24 protein-coding genes and 1 tRNA gene are annotated in these 24,922 nt (G+C 51.0%); 19 read left to right on the plus strand and 6 right to left on the minus strand.

Going from position 1 to position 24,922, the window contains the following annotated elements; translation table 11 throughout:
- Window positions 1-2: 2 nt before the first annotated feature.
- The 5 genes from ACE5KN_RS21995 (at window position 3) to ACE5KN_RS22015 (ending at window position 5,883) form a co-directional block, all read left to right on the plus strand.
- Window positions 3-1,337 (plus strand): FAD-binding oxidoreductase, encoded by a 1,335-nt coding sequence (locus ACE5KN_RS21995; protein ID WP_375524097.1) that lies wholly within the window; start codon window positions 3-5, stop codon window positions 1,335-1,337.
- A gap of 65 nt (window positions 1,338-1,402) precedes the next feature.
- Entirely contained in the window at window positions 1,403-3,106 is a 1,704-nt protein-coding gene (locus ACE5KN_RS22000; RefSeq protein ID WP_375524098.1) for a CocE/NonD family hydrolase, read from the plus strand.
- Window positions 3,107-3,146: 40 nt separating this feature from the next.
- Window positions 3,147-3,587: a cupin domain-containing protein gene (locus tag ACE5KN_RS22005; RefSeq protein WP_375524099.1), complete on the plus strand. Its 441-nt coding sequence runs from the start codon at window positions 3,147-3,149 to the stop codon at window positions 3,585-3,587.
- On the plus strand, window positions 3,584-4,918 hold the full coding sequence (locus ACE5KN_RS22010; protein WP_375524100.1) for an amidohydrolase family protein: 1,335 nt from the start codon (window positions 3,584-3,586) through the stop codon (window positions 4,916-4,918). Before ACE5KN_RS22005 ends, ACE5KN_RS22010 begins: the two co-directional genes overlap by 4 nt.
- 533 nt (window positions 4,919-5,451) lie before the next feature.
- Window positions 5,452-5,883: a hypothetical protein gene (locus ACE5KN_RS22015; protein WP_375524101.1), complete on the plus strand. Its 432-nt coding sequence runs from the start codon at window positions 5,452-5,454 to the stop codon at window positions 5,881-5,883.
- A gap of 63 nt (window positions 5,884-5,946) precedes the next feature.
- On the opposite strand, the gene ACE5KN_RS31175 is transcribed toward ACE5KN_RS22015, so the two are convergent.
- Entirely contained in the window at window positions 5,947-6,222 is a 276-nt protein-coding gene (locus ACE5KN_RS31175) for an Rv1352/Rv1906c domain-containing protein (RefSeq protein ID WP_511215705.1), read from the minus strand.
- A gap of 234 nt (window positions 6,223-6,456) precedes the next feature.
- Between ACE5KN_RS31175 and ACE5KN_RS22020 the strand changes: the two genes are divergently transcribed.
- Both ACE5KN_RS22020 and ACE5KN_RS22025 read left to right on the plus strand, forming a co-directional pair.
- Entirely contained in the window at window positions 6,457-7,698 is a 1,242-nt protein-coding gene (locus ACE5KN_RS22020) for a WXG100 family type VII secretion target (protein WP_375524102.1), read from the plus strand.
- Between the two features lie 14 nt (window positions 7,699-7,712).
- Window positions 7,713-8,003: a hypothetical protein gene (locus ACE5KN_RS22025; RefSeq protein WP_375524103.1), complete on the plus strand. Its 291-nt coding sequence runs from the start codon at window positions 7,713-7,715 to the stop codon at window positions 8,001-8,003.
- A 349-nt stretch (window positions 8,004-8,352) separates the two neighbouring features.
- On the opposite strand, the gene ACE5KN_RS22030 is transcribed toward ACE5KN_RS22025, so the two are convergent.
- Window positions 8,353-8,425: transfer RNA gene (locus ACE5KN_RS22030), tRNA-Val, on the minus strand.
- Window positions 8,426-8,663: 238 nt separating this feature from the next.
- Here ACE5KN_RS22030 and ACE5KN_RS22035 point away from each other — a divergent pair.
- Entirely contained in the window at window positions 8,664-9,107 is a 444-nt protein-coding gene (locus ACE5KN_RS22035) for a GNAT family N-acetyltransferase (RefSeq protein WP_375524104.1), read from the plus strand.
- 124 nt (window positions 9,108-9,231) lie between these two features.
- Here ACE5KN_RS22035 and ACE5KN_RS22040 read toward each other — a convergent pair whose 3' ends face one another.
- Window positions 9,232-9,987 (minus strand): MBL fold metallo-hydrolase, encoded by a 756-nt coding sequence (locus tag ACE5KN_RS22040; protein ID WP_375524105.1) that lies wholly within the window; start codon window positions 9,985-9,987, stop codon window positions 9,232-9,234.
- Window positions 9,988-10,188: 201 nt separating this feature from the next.
- Between ACE5KN_RS22040 and ACE5KN_RS22045 the strand changes: the two genes are divergently transcribed.
- Complete coding sequence (locus ACE5KN_RS22045; RefSeq protein ID WP_375524106.1) at window positions 10,189-10,749, plus strand: copper amine oxidase; 561 nt, start codon at window positions 10,189-10,191, stop codon at window positions 10,747-10,749.
- Window positions 10,750-10,841: 92 nt separating this feature from the next.
- Window positions 10,842-11,159, plus strand: a complete 318-nt coding sequence (locus ACE5KN_RS22050) for a DUF1292 domain-containing protein (protein WP_375524107.1) — start codon at window positions 10,842-10,844, stop codon at window positions 11,157-11,159.
- 141 nt (window positions 11,160-11,300) lie between these two features.
- Here the strand turns inward: ACE5KN_RS22050 and ACE5KN_RS22055 are convergent, their stop codons facing one another.
- Window positions 11,301-12,776 (minus strand): aminotransferase class I/II-fold pyridoxal phosphate-dependent enzyme, encoded by a 1,476-nt coding sequence (locus tag ACE5KN_RS22055; RefSeq protein WP_375524108.1) that lies wholly within the window; start codon window positions 12,774-12,776, stop codon window positions 11,301-11,303.
- Between the two features lie 197 nt (window positions 12,777-12,973).
- Between ACE5KN_RS22055 and ACE5KN_RS22060 the strand changes: the two genes are divergently transcribed.
- The gene (locus ACE5KN_RS22060) at window positions 12,974-14,263 is read left to right on the plus strand and encodes an MFS transporter (RefSeq protein WP_375524222.1); all 1,290 of its coding nucleotides are present in this window, start codon (window positions 12,974-12,976) and stop codon (window positions 14,261-14,263) included.
- Between the two features lie 258 nt (window positions 14,264-14,521).
- Here ACE5KN_RS22060 and ACE5KN_RS22065 read toward each other — a convergent pair whose 3' ends face one another.
- Window positions 14,522-15,154, minus strand: a complete 633-nt coding sequence (locus ACE5KN_RS22065; RefSeq protein WP_375524109.1) for a YktB family protein — start codon at window positions 15,152-15,154, stop codon at window positions 14,522-14,524.
- 242 nt (window positions 15,155-15,396) lie between these two features.
- On the opposite strand from ACE5KN_RS22065, the gene ACE5KN_RS22070 reads away from it, so the two are divergent.
- The 4 genes from ACE5KN_RS22070 (at window position 15,397) to ACE5KN_RS22085 (ending at window position 18,703) form a co-directional block, all read left to right on the plus strand.
- Window positions 15,397-15,996, plus strand: a complete 600-nt coding sequence (locus ACE5KN_RS22070; protein ID WP_375524110.1) for a YkzI domain-containing protein — start codon at window positions 15,397-15,399, stop codon at window positions 15,994-15,996.
- A 138-nt stretch (window positions 15,997-16,134) separates the two neighbouring features.
- Window positions 16,135-17,541, plus strand: coding sequence for an NADP-dependent phosphogluconate dehydrogenase (gnd, locus tag ACE5KN_RS22075; RefSeq protein WP_375524111.1), 1,407 nt, complete (start codon window positions 16,135-16,137; stop codon window positions 17,539-17,541).
- Between the two features lie 145 nt (window positions 17,542-17,686).
- On the plus strand, window positions 17,687-18,205 hold the full coding sequence (locus ACE5KN_RS22080; RefSeq protein WP_375524112.1) for a shikimate kinase: 519 nt from the start codon (window positions 17,687-17,689) through the stop codon (window positions 18,203-18,205).
- Window positions 18,206-18,574: 369 nt separating this feature from the next.
- Window positions 18,575-18,703 (plus strand): hypothetical protein, encoded by a 129-nt coding sequence (locus ACE5KN_RS22085; RefSeq protein WP_375524113.1) that lies wholly within the window; start codon window positions 18,575-18,577, stop codon window positions 18,701-18,703.
- A gap of 65 nt (window positions 18,704-18,768) precedes the next feature.
- On the opposite strand, the gene ACE5KN_RS22090 is transcribed toward ACE5KN_RS22085, so the two are convergent.
- Entirely contained in the window at window positions 18,769-19,077 is a 309-nt protein-coding gene (locus tag ACE5KN_RS22090) for a rhodanese-like domain-containing protein (RefSeq protein ID WP_375524114.1), read from the minus strand.
- Between the two features lie 160 nt (window positions 19,078-19,237).
- Between ACE5KN_RS22090 and aroA the strand changes: the two genes are divergently transcribed.
- The 4 genes from aroA (at window position 19,238) to ptsP (ending at window position 24,854) form a co-directional block, all read left to right on the plus strand.
- Window positions 19,238-20,530 (plus strand): 3-phosphoshikimate 1-carboxyvinyltransferase, encoded by a 1,293-nt coding sequence (gene aroA, locus ACE5KN_RS22095; RefSeq protein WP_375524115.1) that lies wholly within the window; start codon window positions 19,238-19,240, stop codon window positions 20,528-20,530.
- Between the two features lie 34 nt (window positions 20,531-20,564).
- Entirely contained in the window at window positions 20,565-21,014 is a 450-nt protein-coding gene (locus ACE5KN_RS22100) for a CoA-binding protein (RefSeq protein WP_375524116.1), read from the plus strand.
- 208 nt (window positions 21,015-21,222) lie between these two features.
- Entirely contained in the window at window positions 21,223-23,106 is a 1,884-nt protein-coding gene (locus tag ACE5KN_RS22105) for a glucose PTS transporter subunit IIA (RefSeq protein ID WP_375524117.1), read from the plus strand.
- On the plus strand, window positions 23,103-24,854 hold the full coding sequence (gene ptsP / locus ACE5KN_RS22110) for a phosphoenolpyruvate--protein phosphotransferase (RefSeq protein WP_375524118.1): 1,752 nt from the start codon (window positions 23,103-23,105) through the stop codon (window positions 24,852-24,854). Before ACE5KN_RS22105 ends, ptsP begins: the two co-directional genes overlap by 4 nt.
- Window positions 24,855-24,922 lie beyond the last annotated feature (68 nt).

The raw sequence follows: 24,922 nt of genomic DNA on the forward strand, positions 1-24,922 counted from the left end.
GAATGAATGAACATTGGACAGCAATTGTGAAAGAACGGATCGATCCTGAGCTGCTGCAGTGGGAGGAGCCAGCGCTTGCCAAATATTCGATGGATTATCATCACTTCTCCCCTGTCCTGACGAGACAGCTTCAGGGCAAGGTTGCGGAATGCATCGCCAGCCCGCGCAGTGAGCAGGAGCTGAACACCCTGCTGTCGGTTGCCGCGGAAACGGGCGTGCCCGTCACCGTCAGGGGGAACGGAACCGGCAACTACGGCCAGTGTGTCCCGGTTACGGGCGGAATTGTGCTGAATCTGGCCAAGTATAACAAGGTGCTCGAAACGGGAGAAGGCCTCATGAGGGTCCAGGCCGGGGCAAGGCTCGGCAAAATGGAATCCACAGCCCGCAAGGCGGGTTATGAACTGCGCACGATGCCTTCCACCTTTCAGTCGGCAACCATCGGCGGTTTTCTGTGCGGCGGATTCGGCGGCATTGGCTCCATCAGCTGGGGCACGATCTGGGATGGTCTCGTACGTTCTCTGAAAATCAAAACAGTCGAGGCTGAGCCGCGCACGATTGAGCTCCAAGGTGATGAGATTCTGCCTTACCTTCACACCTACGGTACGATTGGCATTTTGTCTGAGGTGGAAATCAATCTTGCGCCGCGTGTGGAGTGGATGCAGTGGGCGCTGACCTTCGACAGCTTTGAGCAGGCATTTCGCTTCGGACAGACGGTTGCTGAAGATTCCTCTCTGGTGAAAAGGCTCATTTCCATTCACGAATGGCCCATTTCCTCCTATTTTGTTCCGCTTGATCTCCCCTCCGGACGGACTGTTGTACTGCTTGAAATCGATACGGACTGTGAAAAGCAGCTTTTGCGTGTCATAGCAGAGTATGGCGGACAGACGGCGATGAAGGTTTCTGCCGAGCAGTACCACAAAGGAGTTGGCGTATCCGATTTTACCTGGAACCATACCACCTTATGGGCGAGAAAGGCGGATCCGGGACTGACCTATCTGCAGCTGAATTTTGACCAAACTCGTGCCCTGGAGCAAATCGCGATCATGAAAGCAGAATATCCGGAGGTAATGAATCATATTGAATTTGCCCGCCAAAACGGAAATCTGCTCATTTCCGGCCTGCCGCTCGTTCCCTTCTCAACAGAGGAACGTCTGAATCAGCTAATGGACCGATATAAGCAAAACGGGGTCAGGGTCAATAATCCGCATACCTGGGACTTGAAGGATGGCGGACGCTCTTACGCCCATGACCGATTGTGGGAGATCAAGCACCGCAACGATCCAAAAGGAATTTTAAATCAGGAGAAGCTGAAGCGCCCCGCTGCAAGCAGTGTCTGATAAGACAAATTCTCAAAAGGAACGAAAGAACAGCCTTCAAGAAATATATACGAGGAGCGGATCATGTGAAATTTGCAGATGTGGTTATCCGTCGAAAGGTTCCCTGTACCATGCGTGACGGGGTCACGCTGTATGCCGATATCTACATGCCGGATGAAACGGGAGAGTATCCGGTGCTGTTAATGCGCCAGCCCTATGGCCGGGCGATTGCTTCAACGGTGACGCATGCCCATCCTGTCTGGTATGCAAGCAAGGGATATATTGTCGTCATCCAGGATGTCAGGGGCCGGGGGGAGTCGGAAGGGGAATTCGAGCCGTTTGTGCGGGAAGCCGAGGATGGCTTTGATACCGTTGCATGGGCGGCCGGTCTGCCGGGTTCATCCGGCGAGGTGGGCATGTACGGCTTCTCTTACCAGGGGTTGACGCAGTGGGCGGCGGCATCGCTTCACCCGCCTGCGCTCAAGGCCATTGCGCCCAGCATGTGTCCTGCCGACCTGTACCATGGCTTGTTTTATGCGCATGGCTCCTTTGCGCTCGGCAATCATTTGCCCTGGGCATTTCAATTGGCCCGGGATACGGCGCAGAGGGCGGGGGATTATGAAACGGCCGCACAATGTTCACGGTACATGCGCAGCCCTGAGGACATGTTCTGGGAGATGCCCTTGAATGAAAAGCACCCGATTCTGGAGCGTTACTTTCCCGCATTTTATGACTGGATCGGCCATGCGGCGTATGACGAATACTGGGAGCAGATGAACTGGATTGCCGATATAACCGCCCAGCCGGTGCCGGCTCTTCATATCGGCGGCTGGTATGACGGATATCTGATGGGGACACTGCAGACGTTCGAGACGCTGCAGTCCGGGGCCACACCGGAGTGCTTCCATCGGCTCGTTGTCGGACCGTGGGCCCATATTCCATGGGGACGCAGGGCGGGCGGCATCGTTCATGGCGAGCAGGCGGACGGCGATCATCATCTGGAGCAGCTTCGCTGGTTCGATTACTGGTTGAAGGGGAAGCGGGATGCTGATTTGTCCGCAGAGCTGCCGGTTCGTTATTTCGATCAATTGAGCCATGAATGGCATATGGCGGAAAGACTGCCTTCCGTCTTTGCAGGGGAGATATCCCCGTCCGAGGTGTTCTATCTGTCCGGATCGCAGGCACCGGCCAACGGCGCATCCGGCGGGGGAAGGCTCGAAAAAAGGCTTGAAGATGTGGAGGAAGCGGTGCCGGATGTATTCGTGTATGATTCACGCCTGCCAATGCGGCTGGATTCTTATCTGCCGTCTGACCGCAGTGCCGTACAAGAGCGGCACGAAATTCTGGTATATACGGGCGGACCGCTTGCCGAGGAGCTCCCGCTGTTTGGAGCCCCCGAGCTGTACGTACAGTATCAGACGCTGGGTGGACCTACCGATCTGGTGGCTGTGTTGACGATTGTATCCGAGAGTGGAGCGGCTCGGCTCTTGAGCGTGGGCCGTACGGAAATTTGCAGTGAAGAAGCGGAAATTAGCAGCAATGAGGCGGAAATGGAGAATGGATGGAGAACAGCGCAAATCCGTCTGCGTCCGCTGGCAGCTACCCTGCCGGCAGGCAGCTATGTCCGGCTCGAATTGACCGGGAGTGCCTTCCCGCTGTTCGCACGCCATCCGAACGGTGTCAAGGGTGAGGTGAATACGACGGGCACAAGCGGGTTGAACATCGCAACCACAGCCGTGCGCAGTGCGGGGCAGGCCCCGTCGTATTTGAGGCTTCCTGTAAGAACCTGAGGAACATTTTCTTATAAATAAAAAGTGAGGTTGAATGCATATGGTAAATATTCCGGGACTGGTAGCCGGTAATTTTGAGCATTGTCCTGTCCATAAAATTTCCGCCAAGGATACGAACAAATTCGTGCTGCTGTGCGACAGGGAGCAGGTGCCGTTTACGTCATTTGTAGAGATTTTCGAGGTGGGGGGCAGAACGCCGTCCAACGAGCATCGGGAAGCGTATGAATATTTTTATGTGCTCAAAGGGGAAGGCCTGGCCAAAGTAGGCAGCGAATATGAGACGCCGATCCGCCAGGGTTCGTTCATCATCATCCCGCCGGGCAACCATCATGACATTATCAACACGGGCAACAGCCGTCTGTACTGTCTGACGACCATGGTGCCTGACGAAATGTTCTCGGACATGATCAAAGCAGGTCCTGCCGCCGAGCTGGATGAGGAGGATTTGGCCGTGCTCAAGGCGATGGCCACAGCACAATGAGCAAATCCGCCGGCCGCATGCATTTCATTAATACACGCCTTCCGCTCAGGGAAGACAACCAATTGTATGAACTGAAGGCGGAGGACGGCAAATGGGTTTGCATCCGGCAGCAGAACGGGTTCCTTGATGCTGCAGACGCCGGTTTGACACTGCCGATGGCTCCGGCGCTGGCTGGTACCGATCTGAAAAAACTGGAAGAAGCGGAATGCATCGACCTGCAGGGCGGGATTATGCTGCCTGGCTTGGTAGACTGCCATATGCATTTGGATAAAGCTTTTTCGCTCGGGCAGGTGTCCAACATTTCGGGTACGCTTCAGGAAGCCATTCAGAACTACAGCCAGGCAGTGCCGGACTTCAGCATGGAGCAGTTGGCGGGCCGCATGCTTGCGGCCGCCAGAATGGCTTTGAGCTATGGGACGACGACGATAAGAAGTCATCTCGATTTCCCTGTCCATTTGGGCAGAGAGGTGGCTTTTCGGACGATTGAAGCGGCTTTGGAGGTGCGGGAGAAGCTGAGCGGCCGCATGAATATCCAGTATTCGCTGATGGTTCCGTTCCGCGGCGACCAGGCCGCTGTCGATGAAGCTGTCGAAGAAGCGCTGTGCATGGGCATTGACGTGCTGGGTGGCGCTCCACATCTTGCGGCAGATCCGGAAGGTGAGATCAGCCGCATTTTCCGGCTGGCGGAGCGATACGGCGTGCCGGTTGACCTGCATGCGGATGAAAGCGATGATCCGGAAAAAAGGACCGTGCTGAGCATCGCGGAGCAAACGATTCGTTACGGGTATCAGGGCCTGGTGACGGCGGATCATCTCTGTTCACTATCCGCGATGGATGAAAAGGATGGGCAGTTTGTGATCACGAAGATGGAAGAAGCGCGCCTGAACGCCGTAACGCTGCCTGCCGTTAACCTGTATCTGCAGGGAAGGGAGGACCGTGGGCTGGTCAGGCGGGGAACCACACGAATCCGCGAGCTGCTCGCTGCCGGCATTCCCCTGGCAGCCGCCTCCGACAATATCCAGGACCCCTTCCATCCGTTCGGCCGCGCGGATCTGACGCAGATCGCTCAAATCACATCGTATGCCGCCCATATGGGGGGCAAAGAGGATTTGATGCAGCTATTGCGGATGATTACGGATATACCTGCCGGTATTGTGGGGTGTGAGAGCTACGGCATTCAGGAAGGCAATGCCTGCGATTTTGTGGTCACAGATGCGGCGGATGTGACGCAGCTGCTATCGGGCACAAGCATGAGCCGCTGGGTATATTCCAACGGAGGCTGGCAGTCGGCCCTGTATGCAGCGCGCGCATATGCGATGGATAATCAGTGAACGGTTGAAACATAGTAATTGCAGAGAAATAGTGGAGAGAGTCGACCATAAATTGCATTTTGTGTCTGCATGGGACGTGTGCCGGAATCACTGGTCAGAGTAGCGATCAGCCCGGGCACGTCTTTGTGCTGTTTTCACAGGAAAGAATAAATTCATTTCCATTTAAAGGGCCGGGCTGTGATGAAAATTAGTCATCTATTAATATGGGCATTTATTGGCCTGATTTTATTAACAGGATGCCAGAATCAAAGAGTGCCGGAAGTCCGAGAATTCTACTCTTTGGGGCCTGAGACATTTTCGGTTATCTCGGTAGTAAAAGACGTAGATTGGCTCGATGAGAAATATAGACTTAATGAGTTTTTTAATCTACTGAAAATATCTGTATTAGGTGCACTAAAGTAAAACTTCCAGATTGCACTATTATGAGCGCTTTAAGCGTTAAAAATATGTGCTATACTGCTAAGCATTAAGTCTACGCTCTCTTTAAACAATTACATAGAATAGATTATAAATTTGAAGGGAGTTGATAAAGCGTGGCGACACTAATTAACTATGGTTCAACATTAGTGGCCCCTAACGTTGGCGGTGCAAATATTGTATTTAATGGTAGAGTCGGAAGTACGATTGCAACTACGTCCGTAAACCTTGATCCGGCAAATCCGGCTTCTTTTCAAAACGCTAGAGTTGAGTTAAAAGCAAACTTTGGGGTACAAGTAACTACTGGTGTTCCTAGAATTATAGTGCGTATTTTAAAGTTTGGAAGAGAGATATATAATGCAGAAGTAGGATTGGAAGTCTCGCTTGGAATTACCGAAAACTTTTATCTCTTTAATGCTTTAGCCCTGGATGGCAACACTAACCTCGGTGTTCTGAATTATCAGCTCGCTCTTGAAAATGTTGACCCAACCTCTGCTTTTACAGTTGTTGGACCGCTTATCTTTACTGCTACAGCTATTGGCGGATGATCCTCTGGATATGGGGATAAATAAGTTTTATGGGATGTTATTGGGAATGATGTTTATTGATATTCAATAAATATATAGGAGCCTCGGGATTTTACCCGAGGCTTTTGTTTTAAGGTTATTGCACCATTTGATCTTGGTCCAGGTTGCTCCTCCCTGTGTCATAAAACCTTTATCTGTCGGTTTGATAGTTACAATAGCTTGGCCTGATTTAGTCTTGTTAACAGCAATGATCCCGTCTTCTGCAAAATTCTTTAACCGGGTCCAGTAAGTTCCGCTTCCGTCGCTTCGATAGGTACCAGGATCGATATCTCGGGTCTTTTTATGAGATAATTTGAGCAATTATTTGTAATAATGTAAATAATATGCAATATTTACAAGAAACATACAAGCCCGATTATAGCTGAAGCCCGAATAATATTAAAGATTGTGATGGATTTGCTGCACATACAAAACTAAAGAAACAAGAATAGTAGATATACGACTAAGGTAATGCTTTTTTAGTAAAATAGTTACTACATAAAAATGGAAATTTAATAGTAATATAGAGGGAACAATAATAACGTTGAGGGAACTATGACCATCATTAAAGTAAGTCCAGACCACCTCCAAGAGGTATCCAAGCAATTTGTCAACGCCAAAGTATTAATCGAAAACATGAATGCTCATTTGATATCACAAATGTCATTTATGGTAGCAAATTGGGAAGGTACTACAAAACAACGATTCTATGATGATTTTCAATTAGCTACAAAGAACATGGAAAACCTTGTGTTATTAACCGCTTCTATTTCACAGCGATTAAAAGAGCATGCTGAAAAATTCAGATTAGCAGATGAATCCCGAATCGGCTCCATGGATTCAAGATGCTTACCACCGCCAGCAAACTCTTGTGCATCTCCTTTACCAGACACACGAAATGCCCTTGAGAAGTCCGCTGATAGCTTAAAACAACTTGGCAGCGACATAAAAGCGGGTTTTGATGAGCGATATGAAAAGAAGTTTGATTCATTTTGGGGATTCCTTGACTTTGCTTCTGCAGGCATTCCCAAAGGTGCTTACCAGGCTTATGTAGAGAGAGCAAATAACATGTTTAACTCTCCTAACGACTTTTTTAATGCTATGACATTCGGGGTGCATGGTACTATTAGAGAAACAATATTTCCTAAGAATGCTTGGTCGACTGAACATATGGCTAATATCATTGGCACAGCCGGATTAGTAACCGGGGGCATAACAACTAAGGCAATCATTAGACCTAAGACTGTAATTGATGGTTCAGTGAAATATGAAGGGGCAAGTGAGTTAAGACAAATCTCTTCTGATGGATTGAGAAATGAATTCCCGCTAACCGACATTCAAAAGAAAGAATTAATGGATTACACAAAATCCCTAGGTTTTCCGGAAGAAAATATGATTATAAGCAGGCCCGGATTTTATGATGAATGGAATACAGGTATGATGTATGATCGGTTTATCATAAATACAGATGTGTTACCTGCGGAACAAGCGGGAATAGGCACACTCAGTGCGAATTCCCGAGTAACAGGCAAAGCAACAGTGGCACATGAGATTGTAGGCCATTATGAGGCTTACCAAGCGGGAAGAGCATTTGAATTATATGGACTTGATGCAGATGCATTTAAAATTAATTTCGCTCTTGATGAAGCACAAGCTAGTATTAGGGCAGCTAGGTTTGCTCCTGATTTGACATCTACGGAAAGAATAACTCTGCTTAGGGATGCAATTACAAGATTACATCATGGCGGTTTGAGGATTCGAGACGTAAAAGATAAACTATATATTGATGAAAGATAAAGGAGTTTATATTGGTGGAAAAAATTATAACTGTTAGCCTCGCTTTTGACCACAAGGAAGAAGGAACGATCTTAGTAGGTGCAAATCCTGAGCTTGATTCCTTGACGTATCCCGAAATTGAAACAATGATAGGAGATAAAATACTCTTAAAAAACGATGGTCAAGAAACTGCATATACGGTTCATTCAATTCAGATTTCAACTTCGTTGGCTAATAAAAAAAATATAGGAATTTCTATCGGTAAGAAAGTAAAAGCGGAGGATATTCAAATTGGTTCCATAGTATGTTCACTAAAGAAAGAGTGATAATTGAAACGATGGCCAAAAAACTCCCCCAATATGTCTCCATGGAGGGGAGTCTTGTATTTTCTTTCAACACAGTAGATCCCGTTGACAGAAACGGTCTATCTCGTGATTGCTCTTCCTGTATACTAAATTTACCACGGAGTTTACTTAAAGATTTGAGAACAAACATTGGAGTCGATCGTTTACCCGCAGGTCCAAATTCTGGGTTGAGTGTTTACCTTGCTACTGATTTAAAACATATTATTGCCTAAATTGCCTAATATTTGGAGGCTTGTCTTAGACAAGATCCTTTTAAAGCCAATAAAGAACCCCTTGCTCAGCAAGGGGTTCTTTATTGTTTTGAGAAGTATGATCTGTAGTGGGCTCGAACCACTGACCCCCACCCTGTCAAGATGGTGCTCTCCCAGCTGAGCTAACAGATCAAATTTATTTGTCGCGGTAAGATTGATATTACCCGAAAGCTTTCCATGTGTCAATAGCCTATCTGAATAAATTTCACTTTTCCAAACAGATTAAATAGATACGAGGGAATTCTGTCATTCTCTTTCGCTGCTCTAACCATGAAGGTACACCATTACCTTCCCGGTCGGTTTTGTATTATAATTCAGCTTACGTGGTTTAATGCTATTCATACATAGACAGTAGGAGGATAAAAAGATCATGGCGGCTGAAATTGTAACTGTAACGACCGAGGAGCAGCTTGAACAGGCACTGGCTATTCGTACCAAGGTGTTCGTTGAGGAGCAGAATGTGCCGATGGAAGAGGAGATTGACCAGCATGACCGCCTTACCGGGACGGCGCACCATTTTCTGATTCAGGATGAAGGGGAGATGGTTGCGACCGGAAGAGTGACGATTTATGATGACGAGACGGCCAAAATGCAGCGGATTGCTGTTCTGAAGGACTACCGTTCCAAAGGCTACGGGCGGGTACTGCTGCTCGCCATGGAGGAGAGAGCGCGGGAGCTTGGTCTTCGTTATTCGCTGCTGGACGCCCAGTGCCAAGCGGAGGTGTTCTACAAGAAGCTCGGCTATGAAACGATCTCCGACGAGCCATTCGATGATGCGGGAATCCCACACGTACGGATGCGTAAAAAGCTGTAATCCAACTCGGGGAAGAAATCTTCATCCCATCTAAATAATATGAAAGCCGTAGAAAACGAATCGTTTCTGCGGCTTTCATCGATCCGATCACCATGCTACTATCCCAATAACACTACCATCCTAATTATACTTCCAGCTCTTTCTCCACATCATAGACGCGCTGCTGCTCCAAAATTTTCATCTCGCCCGTACGTCCCTGGAATGTCTCTATTTCATCACTGTAATGCATAAGATGAATCATCCGCTGCAGCTCCGGCGGCAGGCTGAGCAGCTCATCCAGGGTGGTGTGCACAGCCCCTTCGCCGAGCAGCTGCACCTCATGCAGCATTGCTTTGCAGCCGCGTTCCTGAACCAGCTCATTCAGCAGCTCAGGGTTAAAGGTCATATCCGCGCTGTAGAACAACCGCTCATTAATGTACAGGGAGTAGCTGTCCTTGCCGGGAATATGCTTGGTGGGGATAAGCTCGGCCCGGATGCCCGGCACAAGGTCGGCGGTCCGCCCCGGCACGAGCGGCCTGATTTCGAACACGTCCTCCATCCGTTCGATCATGCCTTTTTGCTGCATCCCGCCCTTTAGGGTATTCTCCCAGAGCGGTTCGATGAGCGCCTCCGCCAAATACAATACCGGCTTGCGCCCGTGAATAAGGTTCATGCGAAAGCCCATTTCCTCAAGCCCGCCCACATGATCGGCATGAATATGAGTGATTAGAACGGCATCCAGCTCCGTGATCGGCAGCCCCATCTGATGAAGAGCGAGTGGGGCGGTGATTCCACAGTCGATCAACAGCTTCGCTTCACCGCTGTCCAGAAGCGCATTATTATTGTAATACATCTTGGCAAAGGCGCTGCCAGTACCCAGCATCTGCAGCTTTAATGTCATCCGTAAGCCTCCTTGTCGTTCTGTTAACCGAATTCCGTGAAATCCGGGTATTCGGGACTACCTGTTATATTAACATGGTTACAGGTACAGGCAAAACCATCCATGACAAAAGTGGCAATTTTGTGAGCGGAACAGCGCAACTTGTAGAGATTTGCAAAGTATAAATTTACAACAGAAGATGGATGGAGGGACATAAAGAAAATGAAGTGGACAAAAGTTTTGGTATTGGCCATGGCCTTTTCTACATTGGGAGGATCTGTCTTGTCCGCCGAAGCAAGCGGTCAGGAGCCAGTCAAATTAATTATAAACGGACAGGAAGTCAAAGAGGGCGGGTATGTGATCGACGGTACGACATATGTGCCGATCCGGGATTTTAACGGCCTGGTAAGCTATGACTCATCTACCGGCAAAGTCCAGTTTGAACAGCCTAACGTTCATATTTTCCTGTTCAAGGGAGATACTGTATTCGGGAACGTGAACAAGGGGAAACTGAAATTTAACGTATTTTCCCAGATTGACAGCCTGACCACAGATATTGTAGCTGTCAAAATCGCGATTACGGACCCGGATGGCAACGTGAAGGATATTCAGTCCCAGGAAATTACGGGCAAGCAGAAGGATAATTTCTGGTTCCGTACGAATGACTTTACGTATGATTTCAACAAAGCCGGCAAATACAGAGTAGGCTTTTATATTAAGGAAACACCGACCAGCAGCTTCAAGCTGATTTCCGAAAAGGTCATTACGGCACTGGATTCCTGAACAGCTGCGGGGGCATGGTAAAATTGACCTTCCCACCCGGATCATGTTACGATACGGAAGGAAGAACAAACCAACTGAAGGTAGGTATATGGATGACTGATCACAAACATGAGCATGACGGACATCATCACGACCACGACCATGATCATGACCACGAGCATGAAGAACTGATTCTTACCGTGACGGATGAGAACGGCAATGACGTGGAGGTTGTACTGGTCGAGACGTTTGACGTCGATGATCAGCTTTATGCTCTCTTGCTTGAACGAGGAAACCCTGAAGCGGATGGCATCATTCTTCGTGTTGAGGAAGAGAACGAAGAGATGGTGTTTTATAATATTGAAGACGAAGAAGAATGGAAGCGTGTTGAAGAAGTGTTTAACGAGCTGGTTCAGGAGTACAACGACTAATTCAGCACCAGGCCGTACGGCCTGCAGAGGCCCCGCGAAGGGGCCTCTTTTCATAAGCCGCCACCCCGTTTGCACCATGCGGGAGACAAGCCGGCCACACGAAGAGCCAAGCCCGCAGGCTTGGCTCTTTCAAATTTAAGGTCAGAAGATCGGATCGGCTTCGACGATGACTTTGACCTGATTAATGTAACGATCTTCCGGGCCTTTAACGGGAAGGCCGACATCGACGTGCTCCACAATGTAGTCGATATTTTCCTGTGAAATCACTTCCCCAGGCAGCAGAATGGGAATGCCCGGCGGATACACGTAGATAAATTCGGCAATAATGCGTCCAGCCGATTCTTTAAAAGGAATAACCTCGGTATCCGCGTAAAATGCATCGCGCGGGATGAGGGACAGCTGTGGAATTTCCGGAATTTTTACAACCAGCTCGTGGGCCTGCCCATCCTTGTAGTATTGGGAGGACAGCTCCTTAAGAGCTTCCAGCAGCGTTTGCACGGATTCCTGTGTATCACCTGGAGTAATTAGGCAGAGAATGTTATACATATCGCTAAGCTCGACTTCGATATTGTAATGCTCCCGCAGCCAGTTTTCCGTCTCATATCCGGTGATGCCGAGATGGCGGACGTGGATGGTCACCTTCGTCGGATCATAGTCAAAAGTTGCTTCACCGCCGAGAATGTCATCACCAAAGCAGTACAAGCCCGGAATCTTATTGATTTCGCTGCGCGCGAACTGGGCCAGGTCGATGGCATGCTGTGCCATCTGATGTCCGTTCAGGGCCAGGTTGCGCCGTGACGTATCGAGGGATGCGAGCAAAATATAAGACGTAGAAGTGGTTGTCAGCATACTGATGATCGTCTGCACACGCTGCGGGTTCACATAACCGTTTTTCGTATTCAGATTCAGCACGGAGCTCTGTGTCATGGAGCCGCCAAGCTTGTGTACGCTCGTTGCCGCCATATCGGCTCCGGCCTGCATGGCGGACATCGGCAGATCAGGGTGGAAATGGATCAGCACGCCATGGGCTTCGTCTACGAGCACCGGCACATCAAAGCTGTGGGCAAGATCGACAATTTCCTTAAGATTGGCGCACACGCCGAAATAGGTCGGATTAATAACCAGCACGCCTTTGGCATCCGGATGGCGTTCCAGGGCGCGGCGGACCGAACTTGTCGTAATGCCGTGATCAATGCCGAGATTTTCATCTCTGGCAGGAGAGACGAAGACAGGTTTTGCGCCTGAGAAAATAATCGCGGACATGACCGATTTATGAATATTGCGCGGTACGATAATTTTATCGCCAGGCGAGCAGACGGACAGGATCATGGTCATGATCGCACCGCTGGTGCCCTGCACGCTGAAGTACGTATAATCCGCACCGAATGCATCGGCAGCCAAAATCTGTGATTGCTCAATGACGCCGGTCGGCTGATGCAGATCATCCAACGGCGCAATATTAATCAAATCTATGGAGAGGGCGTTATCCCCGATAAACTCGCGGAATTCCCGGTCGGTTCCCATTCCCTTTTTATGACCGGGGATGTGAAATTGAATCGGATTGCTGTCTGCATGCTTTTTCAATGCGGTAAACAGCGGTGTCTGGCGGTGATCCATCAGATTTTGTCACAACCTTTCTTTTGAACGCGCGCCTGATGTTTGCTTACGGCACGTCGTCTTGTTATTGTCTTTTTGTATCGTATTTTGGAGCGATACGCGGTTTATAAACAAAATTGAGTATAGCAAAATGAAGCGGGAATGCAAACAAATGCTTTTTGCGGATTTTAGAACAACTGGAGCAGGATGTGAAGAAGATGGAAAATATCGGTAAACAAGCAGCAGGGCGGCTGCTGTCGCCCTTTTTTATAGCTCTATGGGTACTCGTTTTTTTGGTGGAGTTTTTGAAGGGATCGCTGCTTGTCTCCATACTGCCTGTATATATGGGCGACACATTGGGCCTTTCCGCCGGGATCATCGGCCTTGCCTTCTCGCTGCAGTATCTCGGCGATAATCTGTTCCGCGTGCCGGCGGGGTGGCTGGCCGAACGGCTGGGGTACAGGGGCACGATGGCAGCGGCACTCATTGTGACAATTGCGGCTGTGCTGATGATGAGCTTTTTTTCAAGCTCCTTCTGGCTGGTGCTGGCCTGTCTGCTGCTGGGAATCGGCACATCTCCGCTTTGGCCTTGCGCCATGACCGGGACGACGGAGATCTCGGGGCCGAGCAACAGCAACGGAAGGGCGATGGGCACACTTGAAATTGCTGTGCTGGGCGGAACGGGGCTTGGACCCATCGTCATGAATTTCGTCACAGCCAGCACAGGGCAAGAGTATGGCATTGTGTTTATGGTTTTGACCGGCTGTTCCATTCTGATGCTGCTGGTGGCACTGCTGCTGCCTGGACGCAAACCGACAAAGGAAGCAGCCGTACACGGAAAAACGAACAATCCGGGGAGAGCGGCTTTGACTCTGGATAGAAAGCTGCGGCAAATCACGGACAACATGAAAAGTACGCTGGATTTTATCAAAACCAATCTGAAGGTCAACCCGCTTATTTATCCGGCGCTGTTCTTGCAGTCCTTTGTCCTCGGGCTGCTTAGCCCGGTGCTTACCCTTTATGCCAGAACGGATCTGGGCATTTCGCCCAATATGTACAGCGCACTGCTCGTTGCTGGCGGCGGTATAACCGTACTTGCGCTCATTCCCCTGGGCAAACTGGTGGACCGGTTCGGACCGCGCTATTTTCTGCATGTCGGTTTTGCTCTTGCGGGACTTACGCTGTTTACCTTTGCGGGCATTTCCACGATTCCCATGATATTTCTGGCCGTGTGTGTCGTCGGCTTAAGCTATGCCCTGATTCTCCCGGCATGGAATACGTTTCTTGCCGGCCTGGTTCCGGGAAGCGAACGCGGCACGGTATGGGGCTTTTTTCTTACACTGCAGGGCTCGGGGCTGGTTGTCGGACCGATTGTCTCCGGCACACTGTGGGACCATGTCGGGCATACGGCCCCATTCATTACGAGCGGTGTTGTGATGCTGCTGCTGTTCATCTGCCATCTGCTGCTTGAGCGTCGTCCATACCGGGGCAAGAGCACAGCCTCCTAACAGAGGTAGTTCAAAAAGTCATCTTTTGATCACTAAGGAACTCAGGAAGCGGACTCGACATCGAATCTTGAATTCAGCCGGGACTTCCGGTGCTCACGTACCTTATGTACGCTCCGCTCCTCAGTCCCTATCTTCATTCAACCTTCTCGGTGCTGAAAACCTGACTTTTTGAACACGCACTAACATACAAAACAAAAGAAGCGTTCATCTCCGGTGGGGAAGAACGCTTCTTTATGTTGCTGCGGTATGTAGCCGGGGTTATTCCGGATGGCCAGCCATTTTGTACAGAGGCAGCAGCTGTTCGAAAGTGGAGCGGACCAGCTTCAGCAACTGTTCTCCGTTCTGTACACGAGGGTCATCCCGTTCAAGCCTGAGACCGCAGACCACTTCGGATTTTTTGACATTGGCGAGCTTGTGGATCAAGGTCTGGAACTGCTCCTCCGTCATTTCCGCATGAGAAGTGCCCTGCGGCGCCATATGATCCGTGGACCAGTAATAATTGCCCGGCAAGTGGCTGCGGATGGCTCCGAGCTGCTTGTCCAGCTGCTTGGCGAACACTTCCTTGTTCGGGCTTTCATATATAATAGCGAACACAATGAAGAGGTGGGAAGCGAACATGCCTACTTCAAAATGAGGATACGCTTTATACCCCCGCTTGCTTGGCGCCCATGCAACCCAGGTATCCTTGGGCGGATTTACCGTACGGCGCGCATGCTTGGCGACATGGGGGAACATCTCTTCGCCGCACAGGCCGGTCATATAGGGGGTCAATTCTTCCCCGATGGCTTCCAGCTTCGGCCGCACGTTGCGGATCAGCACTTCCATTCTGGCCTCCAGGCCAGGCACTTCAAATACGTCGAAATCCTGCTCGTTAAAACCGGTGAACGTCATTCCTTCTCCTCCTGTCTTGCCCGATTCCGCTTATTTTTAACCGGAACAACCCTGATTATAGCATACAGCCGGGGGCTTGGCCGTATCTTAAAAATGAGCCGGGCATGGCTAAGCAAATTTAGTCAAATAACCAAGTACCCTTACATAATATGAAGTATAAAATAGAGTAAGGAAAAGATCATACGGCGCAGCCGTTTCCTGCCGCGCAGTCTTGATCCGGATCTCACAAAGGAGGGAATGCCGTGAATAAGAGCTGCGAAGTGGAATACTGCAATTTGGAGCTCCGGTTTAGCCGCCGGCATATCCACAATCTGATCAAGGACCTCATTCAGGAAGGCTACTCTTTATATTGGAGCGAGGATGAGGAAAGTCTTATTTTATCGGTCCGTACGGGACGCAAGCTGGTGAAGCTCCGTTTTCAGCTGCTGCGCACCGGTCACTACAAATTAGCGGGGGATTATTTGATCAAGGATGAGAAGCTGGCGGAATGGCTGGAAAATCTGATTGGGGTTACACGCGGCCATGCCATTGTCAAGCGCATCAAGGATCAGCACATCCTGGTGAAAAATATTTTATTCGGCGAGGTGATCCGGCTTGTGGAAGTGAACGGATTCAGACAGCGCGTTCTGTTTCAGAAAGGGGTACAGCTGTCGACCGAGAAGCTTGAGGAGATGCTCGCTTCAAAAGAGGGAGAATTGCGGCTTCAGCTGGCCAGGATGGAGGTGGATGACGGATTGGAGCAGTTATGGTCTGCGCTGCAGGCCGGAAATAAAGAAAAGGCTGACATTTGCCGCAGCCGGCTGAAGGAACTGTCCAGACAGCTGCTGATGCTGGAGGGATAAACAGCGCTTTACTTGCACCTCATGCAAATGAGGTGTTTTCCTCTGCGCAGAAGCGGGGGTTCACTTCTTTGCGCAAAAACGGTAAAATATAGTTGTACGTGATTTCACAAAATACAGTTGCAAAGGATGAGGAACCAGATGGCAAAACAGCAAATTGGTGTGATTGGTCTGGCCGTAATGGGCAAAAACCTGGCCCTTAACATTGAGAGCAGAGGGTTCAGTGTCTCGGTATACAACCGCTCGCCCGAGAAAACGCATGATCTGTTAAAAGAAGCGGAAGGAAAGAACCTCACAGGAACCTTTTCCATTGAGGAATTCGTAGCCTCCCTGGAATCACCCCGCAAAATTCTGATCATGGTTCAGGCGGGCAAAGCGACGGATGCAACCATTGAACAGCTTATTCCTCATCTGGACGAAGGCGACATCATTATTGACGGCGGCAACGCCTATTTCCCTGATACCCAGCGCCGCAGCAAAATGCTGGAGGAGAAAGGCCTCCGTTTCATCGGCACGGGTGTATCCGGCGGTGAAGAAGGAGCCTTGAAGGGGCCGGCCATTATGCCGGGTGGGCAGGAAAGTGCTTATGAGCTGGTAAAACCGATTTTGACGGCCATTTCGGCAAAAGTAAACGGGGACCCATGCTGTACATATATCGGTCCTGATGGTGCAGGACATTATGTGAAAATGGTGCATAACGGCATTGAGTACGGCGACATGCAGCTGATCTGCGAGGCGTATCATTTGCTGAAATCCGTGCTGAATGTGGGCGCGGACGAACTGCACGAAATTTTCACGGAATGGAATAAAGGGGAGCTTGACAGCTACCTGATCGAAATTACGGCCGACATCTTCTCGAAATACGATGAAGAAACCGGCAAGCCGATGGTGGATGTTATTCTGGACTCTGCCGGCCAGAAGGGTACAGGCAAATGGACAAGCCAAAGCGCGCTGGATCTGGGCGTGCCGCTGTCCATGATTACCGAATCCGTATTCTCCCGTTTCCTTTCGGCCATGAAGGAAGAGCGTGTTGCTGCCAGCAAGGTGCTCAGCGGTCCTGAGACAGCCGCCTTTGACGGCGATAAAAAAGAGTTTATCGAGAACGTGCGCAAGGCGCTGTTCGCAAGTAAAATCGTATCCTATGCCCAAGGCTTCGCCCAAATGCGCGCAGCTTCCGATGAGTATGGCTGGGATCTGAAATACGGAAATATCGCCATGATTTTCCGCGGTGGCTGCATTATCCGCTCCCAGTTCCTGCAGAACATCAAGGATGCCTACGACCGTGATTCCGGGCTGAAAAACCTGCTACTCGATCCGTACTTCAAGAATATTGTGGAAACGTATCAGGAAGCATGGCGTAAAGTGATTTCCGCCGCTGTAGCGAACGGCATTCCGGTTCCCGGTTTCTCCAGCGCGCTGGCTTATTATGACAGCTACCGCACGGAGCGTCTCCCGGCGAACCTGCTGCAGGCACAGCGTGATTATTTCGGCGCCCATACGTTCAAGCGTGTGGATAAGGAAGGCGTCTTCCACCATCAGTGGTTCTAAGCTTCATGTTCTGACCAAGACCCGATGCAGCCTGAAAGGCAGAGGCTGTATCGGGTCTTTATTTTGCTCGTATACCCGGATTGTCTTAAGTTTCGGCCCTGTGTTATGATATGTGAAAGTTTTATAGATCAGAGGGGTGTCATACGTGGAAAATGCGGCTCAGAACCGGAACCTCATTCTGATTGGCATGATGGGAACGGGAAAGTCTACCGTTGGGGCCCTTCTTGCGGAGAAGCTGGGGTATCGTATGGTGGATCTGGACGTGGAGCTGGAGCGCCGGGAGGGACGAACCATACCCGATATCTTCGCCAATGAAGGCGAGGACTACTTCAGGGATGCGGAGACCGCCGTGCTGCACAAGGTACTGGAAGACAACGGCCAGGTGGTTGCGACCGGAGGCGGTGCTGTGCTGAGAGAGGGAAACTGCCGGGCAATGCTCAATAACGGCTATGTTGTGGCCTTGTCGGCACAAGCTGAAAGCATCGTGGAGCGAGTCAGATCGTCAGCGGACAGACCGCTGCTGGCAGGAGATGTGGAAGGCCGGGTACGGAAGATTATGGAGGAACGCAAGGATGCTTATTCATTTGCCCACGTTACGATTGATACGACGGGTGTGGGCGCGGGCAAAGTGGTTGAATTGATTTTAGCGCATTACCGCGTCTAAGCTTTTAAAGGCAAGTTCTTTGATGAAAAACACTAGCGTTGCAACAAATCTGACAAAGATGGTACATTTCTAACCACGAAACTATTCTAACGGTTGCCACAACCGCTATTGGTTCCAAGAACGTTGATTTTAAATTGTAACGGTTGCAATGGCGCTTAATTCACTTTGCCCGAATATTTTTGCCTATATTAAGGCAAATAACAGCTGTCACAACCCTTAGAATTTAGTAAAGGTCTTTTTTCGTAAAATAGAAGCTGCTACAACCGTTAGATTTCCGGTGGGCGCTATATTGGCTCGAAAACCTGAGCTTTTGCGGGAGATCCGGAAAGGATCGGGGCCTAAAAGTTGTCTTGTGCAGGAGTTAATGCAATGCTAGTGGACGAAAAAGTGAACTCCTTGTGTTTTGTAGGCAGGGACACGCTGGATGCAGCGGAGGGAACGAAGCAATTCTGGAAAAGCGAAGAATTCGCCTTTGCCCCCGAATTTTATTCTCTTTAAAATAATTGAAAAAAATCCGGGGCAGCAGCGATTTAAGGAATGGTTCGTCCGGGTGGAGCGTCCGGTTACTCTTCTTCGTTCCACCATTGCAGCATGCCGCCGGTCATATTGACACAGTTATCATAACCGTGCTGCTGCAGATATTCACAGACCCGTTCGCTGCGGTAGCCGCTGCGGCAGATAAAGATGACTTCCTGGTCCGGGTCGATTTCCTCCAGTCTTGAGGGAATCTGATTCATGGGAATATGTCTGGCGCCCGGAATCATGCCGGCGGCCACCTCTTCATCCTCCCGGACATCAATCAGATTCAGCTGTTCCCCCGCCTGAAGGCGCTGCCTTAGCTTGGCGGGTTCAATTTGAGGGATCGGATTCATATGTGAGACCTCTTTTCCTTGGATTTATCTAAATGGTTGTGCAATTGTATGATGATAAGCATAAGCGCACTATAAACAGTGTAGACAAGCGGAAGCCGTGCTGTCAACGGATACAGTTTACGATCTTTACGCGAATTCAGACCGAAGGAGCTTATTGAAAATGGATGTTATCGTAAAATCTACACCTTCCCTCAAGGGACAATTCGGGGCTTTGTCCTCCAAAAACTACACCACCCGTTATCTGCTGGCGGCCGCGCTTGCGGATGGCACAAGTACGATTTATTATCCTGCCCATAGCGAAGACAGCGATGCCATGCGCCGCTGCATCAAGGATTTGGGTGCCGTGCTTGAAGAAGATGATGAGAAAATCGTCATTACAGGCTTCGGCAGCCATCCGCGCCATGTATCTGAGCTGAACGTGGGCAACGCGGGAGCGGTGCTTCGTTTTCTCATGGGTATTGCGTCCTTCCTTCCCGACGTGACCTTTGTCAATACATATCCGGAATCGCTGGGAAAACGGCCGCATGACGATCTGATCGATGCGCTTGGACAGTTGGGCGTGGAAGTGGAGCATCAGCAAGGCCGGCTTCCGATCCGGATCAAGGGTGGGCAGCCAAAGGGCGGAAAGATCACAGTATCCGGCTCGGTCAGCTCGCAATATTTGAGTGCGCTGCTGTTCCTGACCCCTCTGCTGGAGGAGGACAGCGAGATCGAAGTGCTGAATGACCTGAAGTCCAAGGTCGTTATCGGCCAGACTCTGGAGGTGCTGGAGCAGGCCGGAATCACGATCCAGGCGAGCGATGATTACATGTCATTCAAGGTGCCGGGCCGTCAGTCTTATCAGGCGCGCAGCTACACGGTGCAAGGCGATTACCCGGGAAGCGCCGCGATCCTTGCGGCGGCTGCCGTAACGCAGTCGGATGTAACGGTTGAACGCCTGATGGTACACAGCAAACAGGGAGAACGCGCGATTGTGGATGTGTTGCAAATGATGGGCGTGCCGTTGACGCATGAACACGATACCGTGCATGTACAGGGGAACGGCAAGCTCAAGGCGGTTGAGTTCGACGGCGATGCGGCGACAGATGCTGTCCTGGCTATGGTGGCTGCGGCTGTGTTTGCCGAGGGAACCTCCCGCTTTTATAACGTGGAAAACCTGCGCTACAAAGAATGTGACCGCATCACGGATTACCTCGCTGAACTGGCGAAAGCGGGAGCGAAGGTGGAAGAGCGGCAAGCGGAAATTATTGTCCATGGCCGTCCGGAGGGTGTGGAAGGCGGCGTGGAGATTAACGCGCACTTTGATCACCGCGTCATCATGGCGTTGACGGTAGTCGGCCTGCGGGCAAAGCAGCCGCTCGTCATCCGGGACGCGCATCATGTGGCGAAATCCTATCCGCAATATTTTGAGCATTTGACCGCTCTTGGCGCCAATGTGGAATGGGTAAAATAATAATGCGGCATAAGTGATAAGGAGGGAATATTCCATGGCTTTTGAAAATCCGTCACGAGAAGAAATCAAGCGAATTTTGGAGCAGGTGGGCAATATCGCGGTAGTGGGCTTGTCGGATAAAACAGACCGTACTTCCTATATGATTGCGGGAGCCATGCAGAGCAGGGGCTACCGGATCATTCCTGTCAATCCGGCGGCAGCGGGCCAGAAAATCCTGGGTGAAACCTGTTATGCGTCATTGCAGGATGTACCAGAGCCAATCGATTTGGTGAACGTGTTCCGCCGCAGCGAATATTGCGCGGATGTAGCGAGGGATGCGGCGGCGATCAATGCCCGGACATTATGGCTGCAGCAGGGCATTGTAAGCGAGGAAGCCGCCGCCATCGCCCACGAACACGGAATGACCGTGATTATGGACCGCTGCATCAAGGTGGAGGAAGCCATCACGCGGCCTGTCCGTCCCAACGCTCCGTCAGGTGTCTAATACTCTAATTTCAAAAGGGAGCCGGCCGGCTCCCTTTTTCTTCTTTTCACTTACGGCAATATCGTCGACTTTCGCATTTTACACAAATGACGTGTGTTGGCATTCAGCGTGGGGGCAATAATGGATACCGATACCAAAATGATTCACTATAGCTTTGACAAATACTTCCCTACACCTTACCATCATTGGTAGAAAGGAGAGGATCGCCATGAACTGGCTCGGATCGCTTCAGCAGCTGGGGCGTGCCGTTATGCTTCCGACGATGGTACTGCCGGCAGCGGCTATTCTCCTGAGTTTGGCGAGCCTTCCCTGGGCAGGCTGGGGGCTGCCTGCCGTTGGTGAAGTGGCTGAAGCCGCAGGTCACGGCATTTTTAATTTTTTGCCATACATCTTTGCTGTCGGCGTCGCGCTGGGTATGTCCAATCAGGCGGGGCAGGCCGGACTGGCCGCGTTGGCCGGAATGGCGATATATGATCAGGTAACGAAGCATTTCGGAAGCGGGACAGTGCATCCCGCCACACTGATCGCGATTATTCTGGGTGTTATATCCGGGTATACGCATAACCGGTTCAAAAGCATCAAGCTGCCGGAGGTGCTGCAGTTTTTTGGCGGATCACGGTTCGTGCTGCTGTTTATCGGCCTATTTTCGGCCGTATTCGCTTTTCTGATGCTGGGCATCGCTCCTGTGCTGCAGGGCGCTCTTGTGCATCTCGCCTCCATGGAAAGCATTATGGGCGGCTTCGGTCTTTTTTTGTATGGCGTCTTATACAGGATTCTGGTTGCTTTCGGGCTGCATCATTTGCTTAACAATATATTCTGGTTTCAGCTCGGTACATATGAGACTCCCGACGGGAATCTGGTACAGGGGGATCTGCCGCGCTTTTTTGCCGGAGATCCGACTGCAGGGTACTTCATGTCCGGCTTGTTCCCGATCATGATGTTTGCCCTGCCGGCCATTGCGCTGGCTATCATACATGAGGCCAGGGAGGATTTGAAGCCTAAAATCAGAAAAACGTTTCTGACCGCCGCATTCGTGTGCTTCCTGACCGGTGTGTCGGAGCAGATTGAGTTTGCGTTCCTGTTCGCGGCACCTTATCTGTTTCTGCTGCATGCCGTTTTATCCGGAATTGCGATGTGGATTACCTATGCGCTGGACATCAGGCACGGATTCTCCTATTCGGCGGGGTTTATCGATTATGTGCTCAACTTTCACCTGTCCCATAACGCATGGCTGCTTATTCCCGTCGGGGTGGCGTACGGGCTTGTGTATTATGTGTTGTTCCGCTGGGCCATCCGGACATTCCGGATTCCAACACCGGGCAGGGAGGAAGGCTCCATGCTGGACGACTGGGCCGGGGGCATCCCTTACAGGGCTCCACTGATTCTGGAGGCGCTCGGCGGCAAGGAAAATATCATTCAGCTTCAATCCTGCATCACCCGGCTGCGCCTTACGGTGCATAATGACCGTCTGATCGATTCGGGCGCCATGAAAGCGCTGGGGTCCGCCGGGCTGATCAAGCTGGGCGGCGGCAATGTTCAGGTCGTATTCGGCACCTATTCGGAGCTGATCCGCGAGGAAATCGCCAAGCTGATGGAGCGGGATCTTCCGCAGGTCATGTTCAACGCTCCCGTGCAGGGCAAAATGCTGCCGATCCAGGAGGTGCCTGATCAAATTTTCGCGGCCAAGCTGGTCGGGGACGGGGTTGCTTTTATCCCCGAAAAAGGGGAGCTGGTGTCGCCTGTGCACGGCACGGTTATGCATATTTATCCGACCATGCATGCCATCGGCATCTCAACCCCTGAGGGGATTGAGGTGCTGCTGCATATCGGAATTGATACGTCCCAGCTCAAGGGCCACTTTAACGCCCTCGTGGAGGCGGGAGATACGGTGGAGCCGGGGCAGCTGCTGATCAAATTTGATTTGCAGGCACTCCGCGAACAGGCTCCTTCGCTCGCGACGCCGATGGTGATCACGAATCCGGACCGTGTGAAATCCTGGAGCTACGCTCCATTTAAGCATGTAAAAAAAGGTCAGGCATCGGTGATGTCCGTTGTACTGCACGATAGGAATGTTGGAGGGGTAGAATCATGATAGACGGCATTGGCGCCGCCGCGGGCGTTGCGATCGGCAAGGCATTTGTCCTGCCAAGCTGGGAATGGGACCTGACGGAGCAGAAGATGGACCCGGTGGATTTAGCCAAGGAATTTGAAAGATTGTATGAAGGCATTCGTACTTCCAAGGATGAAATCAAGTCGATCAAAAATGAATTTCGTGAAATGGTCGGACCGGAGGAGTCCAGTATTTTTGACGCGCATTTGGCCATTCTGGACGATCCGGCCTTTATGAATGAGGTTCACGGCATTATTGAACGGCAGTACAAAGCGGCCGAGGTGGCGGTGAAGGAAGCCATCGACCATTTTGTAGCCATGTTTGATCTGCTGGACGATGAATATATGAAGGAACGGGCCATGGATATCAAGGATGTCGGCAACCGTCTGCTGAAGCATCTGCTGGGTGCGCCCGAGGTCACGCTTCCGAAGGATACACAGCCTTACATTCTGGTAGCGAAGGAGCTGTCACCTTCGCAGCTTGCGCATTTGAATCCAGGCAATGTTCTGGGCATTGTGACGATGAGCGGAGGAAAAACCTCCCATTCAGCCATCATGGCCAGGGCGCTGGGCATTCCGCTAGTGTCCGGTTTGGAAAGCAGCAGCAACCTGCCTGTCCAAACCGGGGATATGATGATTGTCGACGGGGACAACGGGCGGGTGTACGTCAATCCGGAGCAGGCTGTTCTGGAGCGTTATAATGAGCTGCGAAATGAGCAGCAGCGCAAAAAGGAGCAGCTTCAGCTGCTGGCTTCCGTAGAGGCCATTACGAAGGACGGGGAGAAGATCAGGCTGTCCGCCAATATCAGCTCGGTCAAGGATATGGAGACAGCCATCAAAAACGGCGCCCAGGGTGTCGGGCTGTTCCGGACGGAGTTCCTGTATATGGATCGGCCGGCTTTTCCCAGTGAAGAGGAGCAGTTTAACGTGTACAGGCTTGTCGCCGAGAAGGCCGGCGGGCAGCCGATCGTCATTCGCACCCTTGATATCGGAGCAGATAAGCAGCTCGATTATTTGCCGCTGCAGGAAGAGGAGAATCCTTTCCTTGGCTACCGCGGTATCCGCATCAGTCTGGACCGCAAGGATCTGTTCAAAACCCAGCTGACCGCCATTCTGCGGGCAAGCGCCTTTGGTCAGGTCAAAATACTGTTTCCCATGATCTCTTCCGTCGAGGAGCTGTTGCAGGCCAAGGCAGTTCTGGCGGAGGCGATGGAGGAACTGGACAAACGTGGCGCAGATTATAACAAAAATACGGAAAAAGGGATTATGATCGAAATTCCCGCTGCTGCCCTCATTGCCGGAGAGCTGGCGCGAGAGGTGGATTTTTTCAGCATTGGCACGAATGACCTGGTGCAGTACGTGCTGGCGGTCGACCGCATGAATGAGCAGATTGCCCATATGTACAATCCCTTTCATCCGGCGGTGCTTCGCATGCTGCGCATGACGGTCGAGGCAGCCAAAGGGGCGGGCATCAGTGTCAGCGTATGCGGGGAAATGGCCGGGGACGAACGTTCCATCCCGCTCTGGCTGGAGCTTGGTATCCGGCAGCTGAGCATGTCGCCGCAGTCTCTGCTTCGTGTCAAGCACCGGCTGCTGAATACGACGGCTGCAGATGCGCGGCGCACCGCTCAGGAATGCATGAAGCTGTCCAATGCCGCCTTGATCGAGCAAAAACTTGCGGCAGCAGCGAGCAGCGTTCCGTTGAATCCGCAGAACGACAATATCCCGTAAAATGATCAGAAGGACCTCGGGCTCCGCAATCAAGTGGAGCTTGAGGTCCTTTCTAATAAGGCTGAATG

It is taken from the genome of Paenibacillus terreus (assembly GCF_042138595.1).
Classification (GTDB): domain Bacteria; phylum Bacillota; class Bacilli; order Paenibacillales; family Paenibacillaceae; genus Paenibacillus; species Paenibacillus terreus.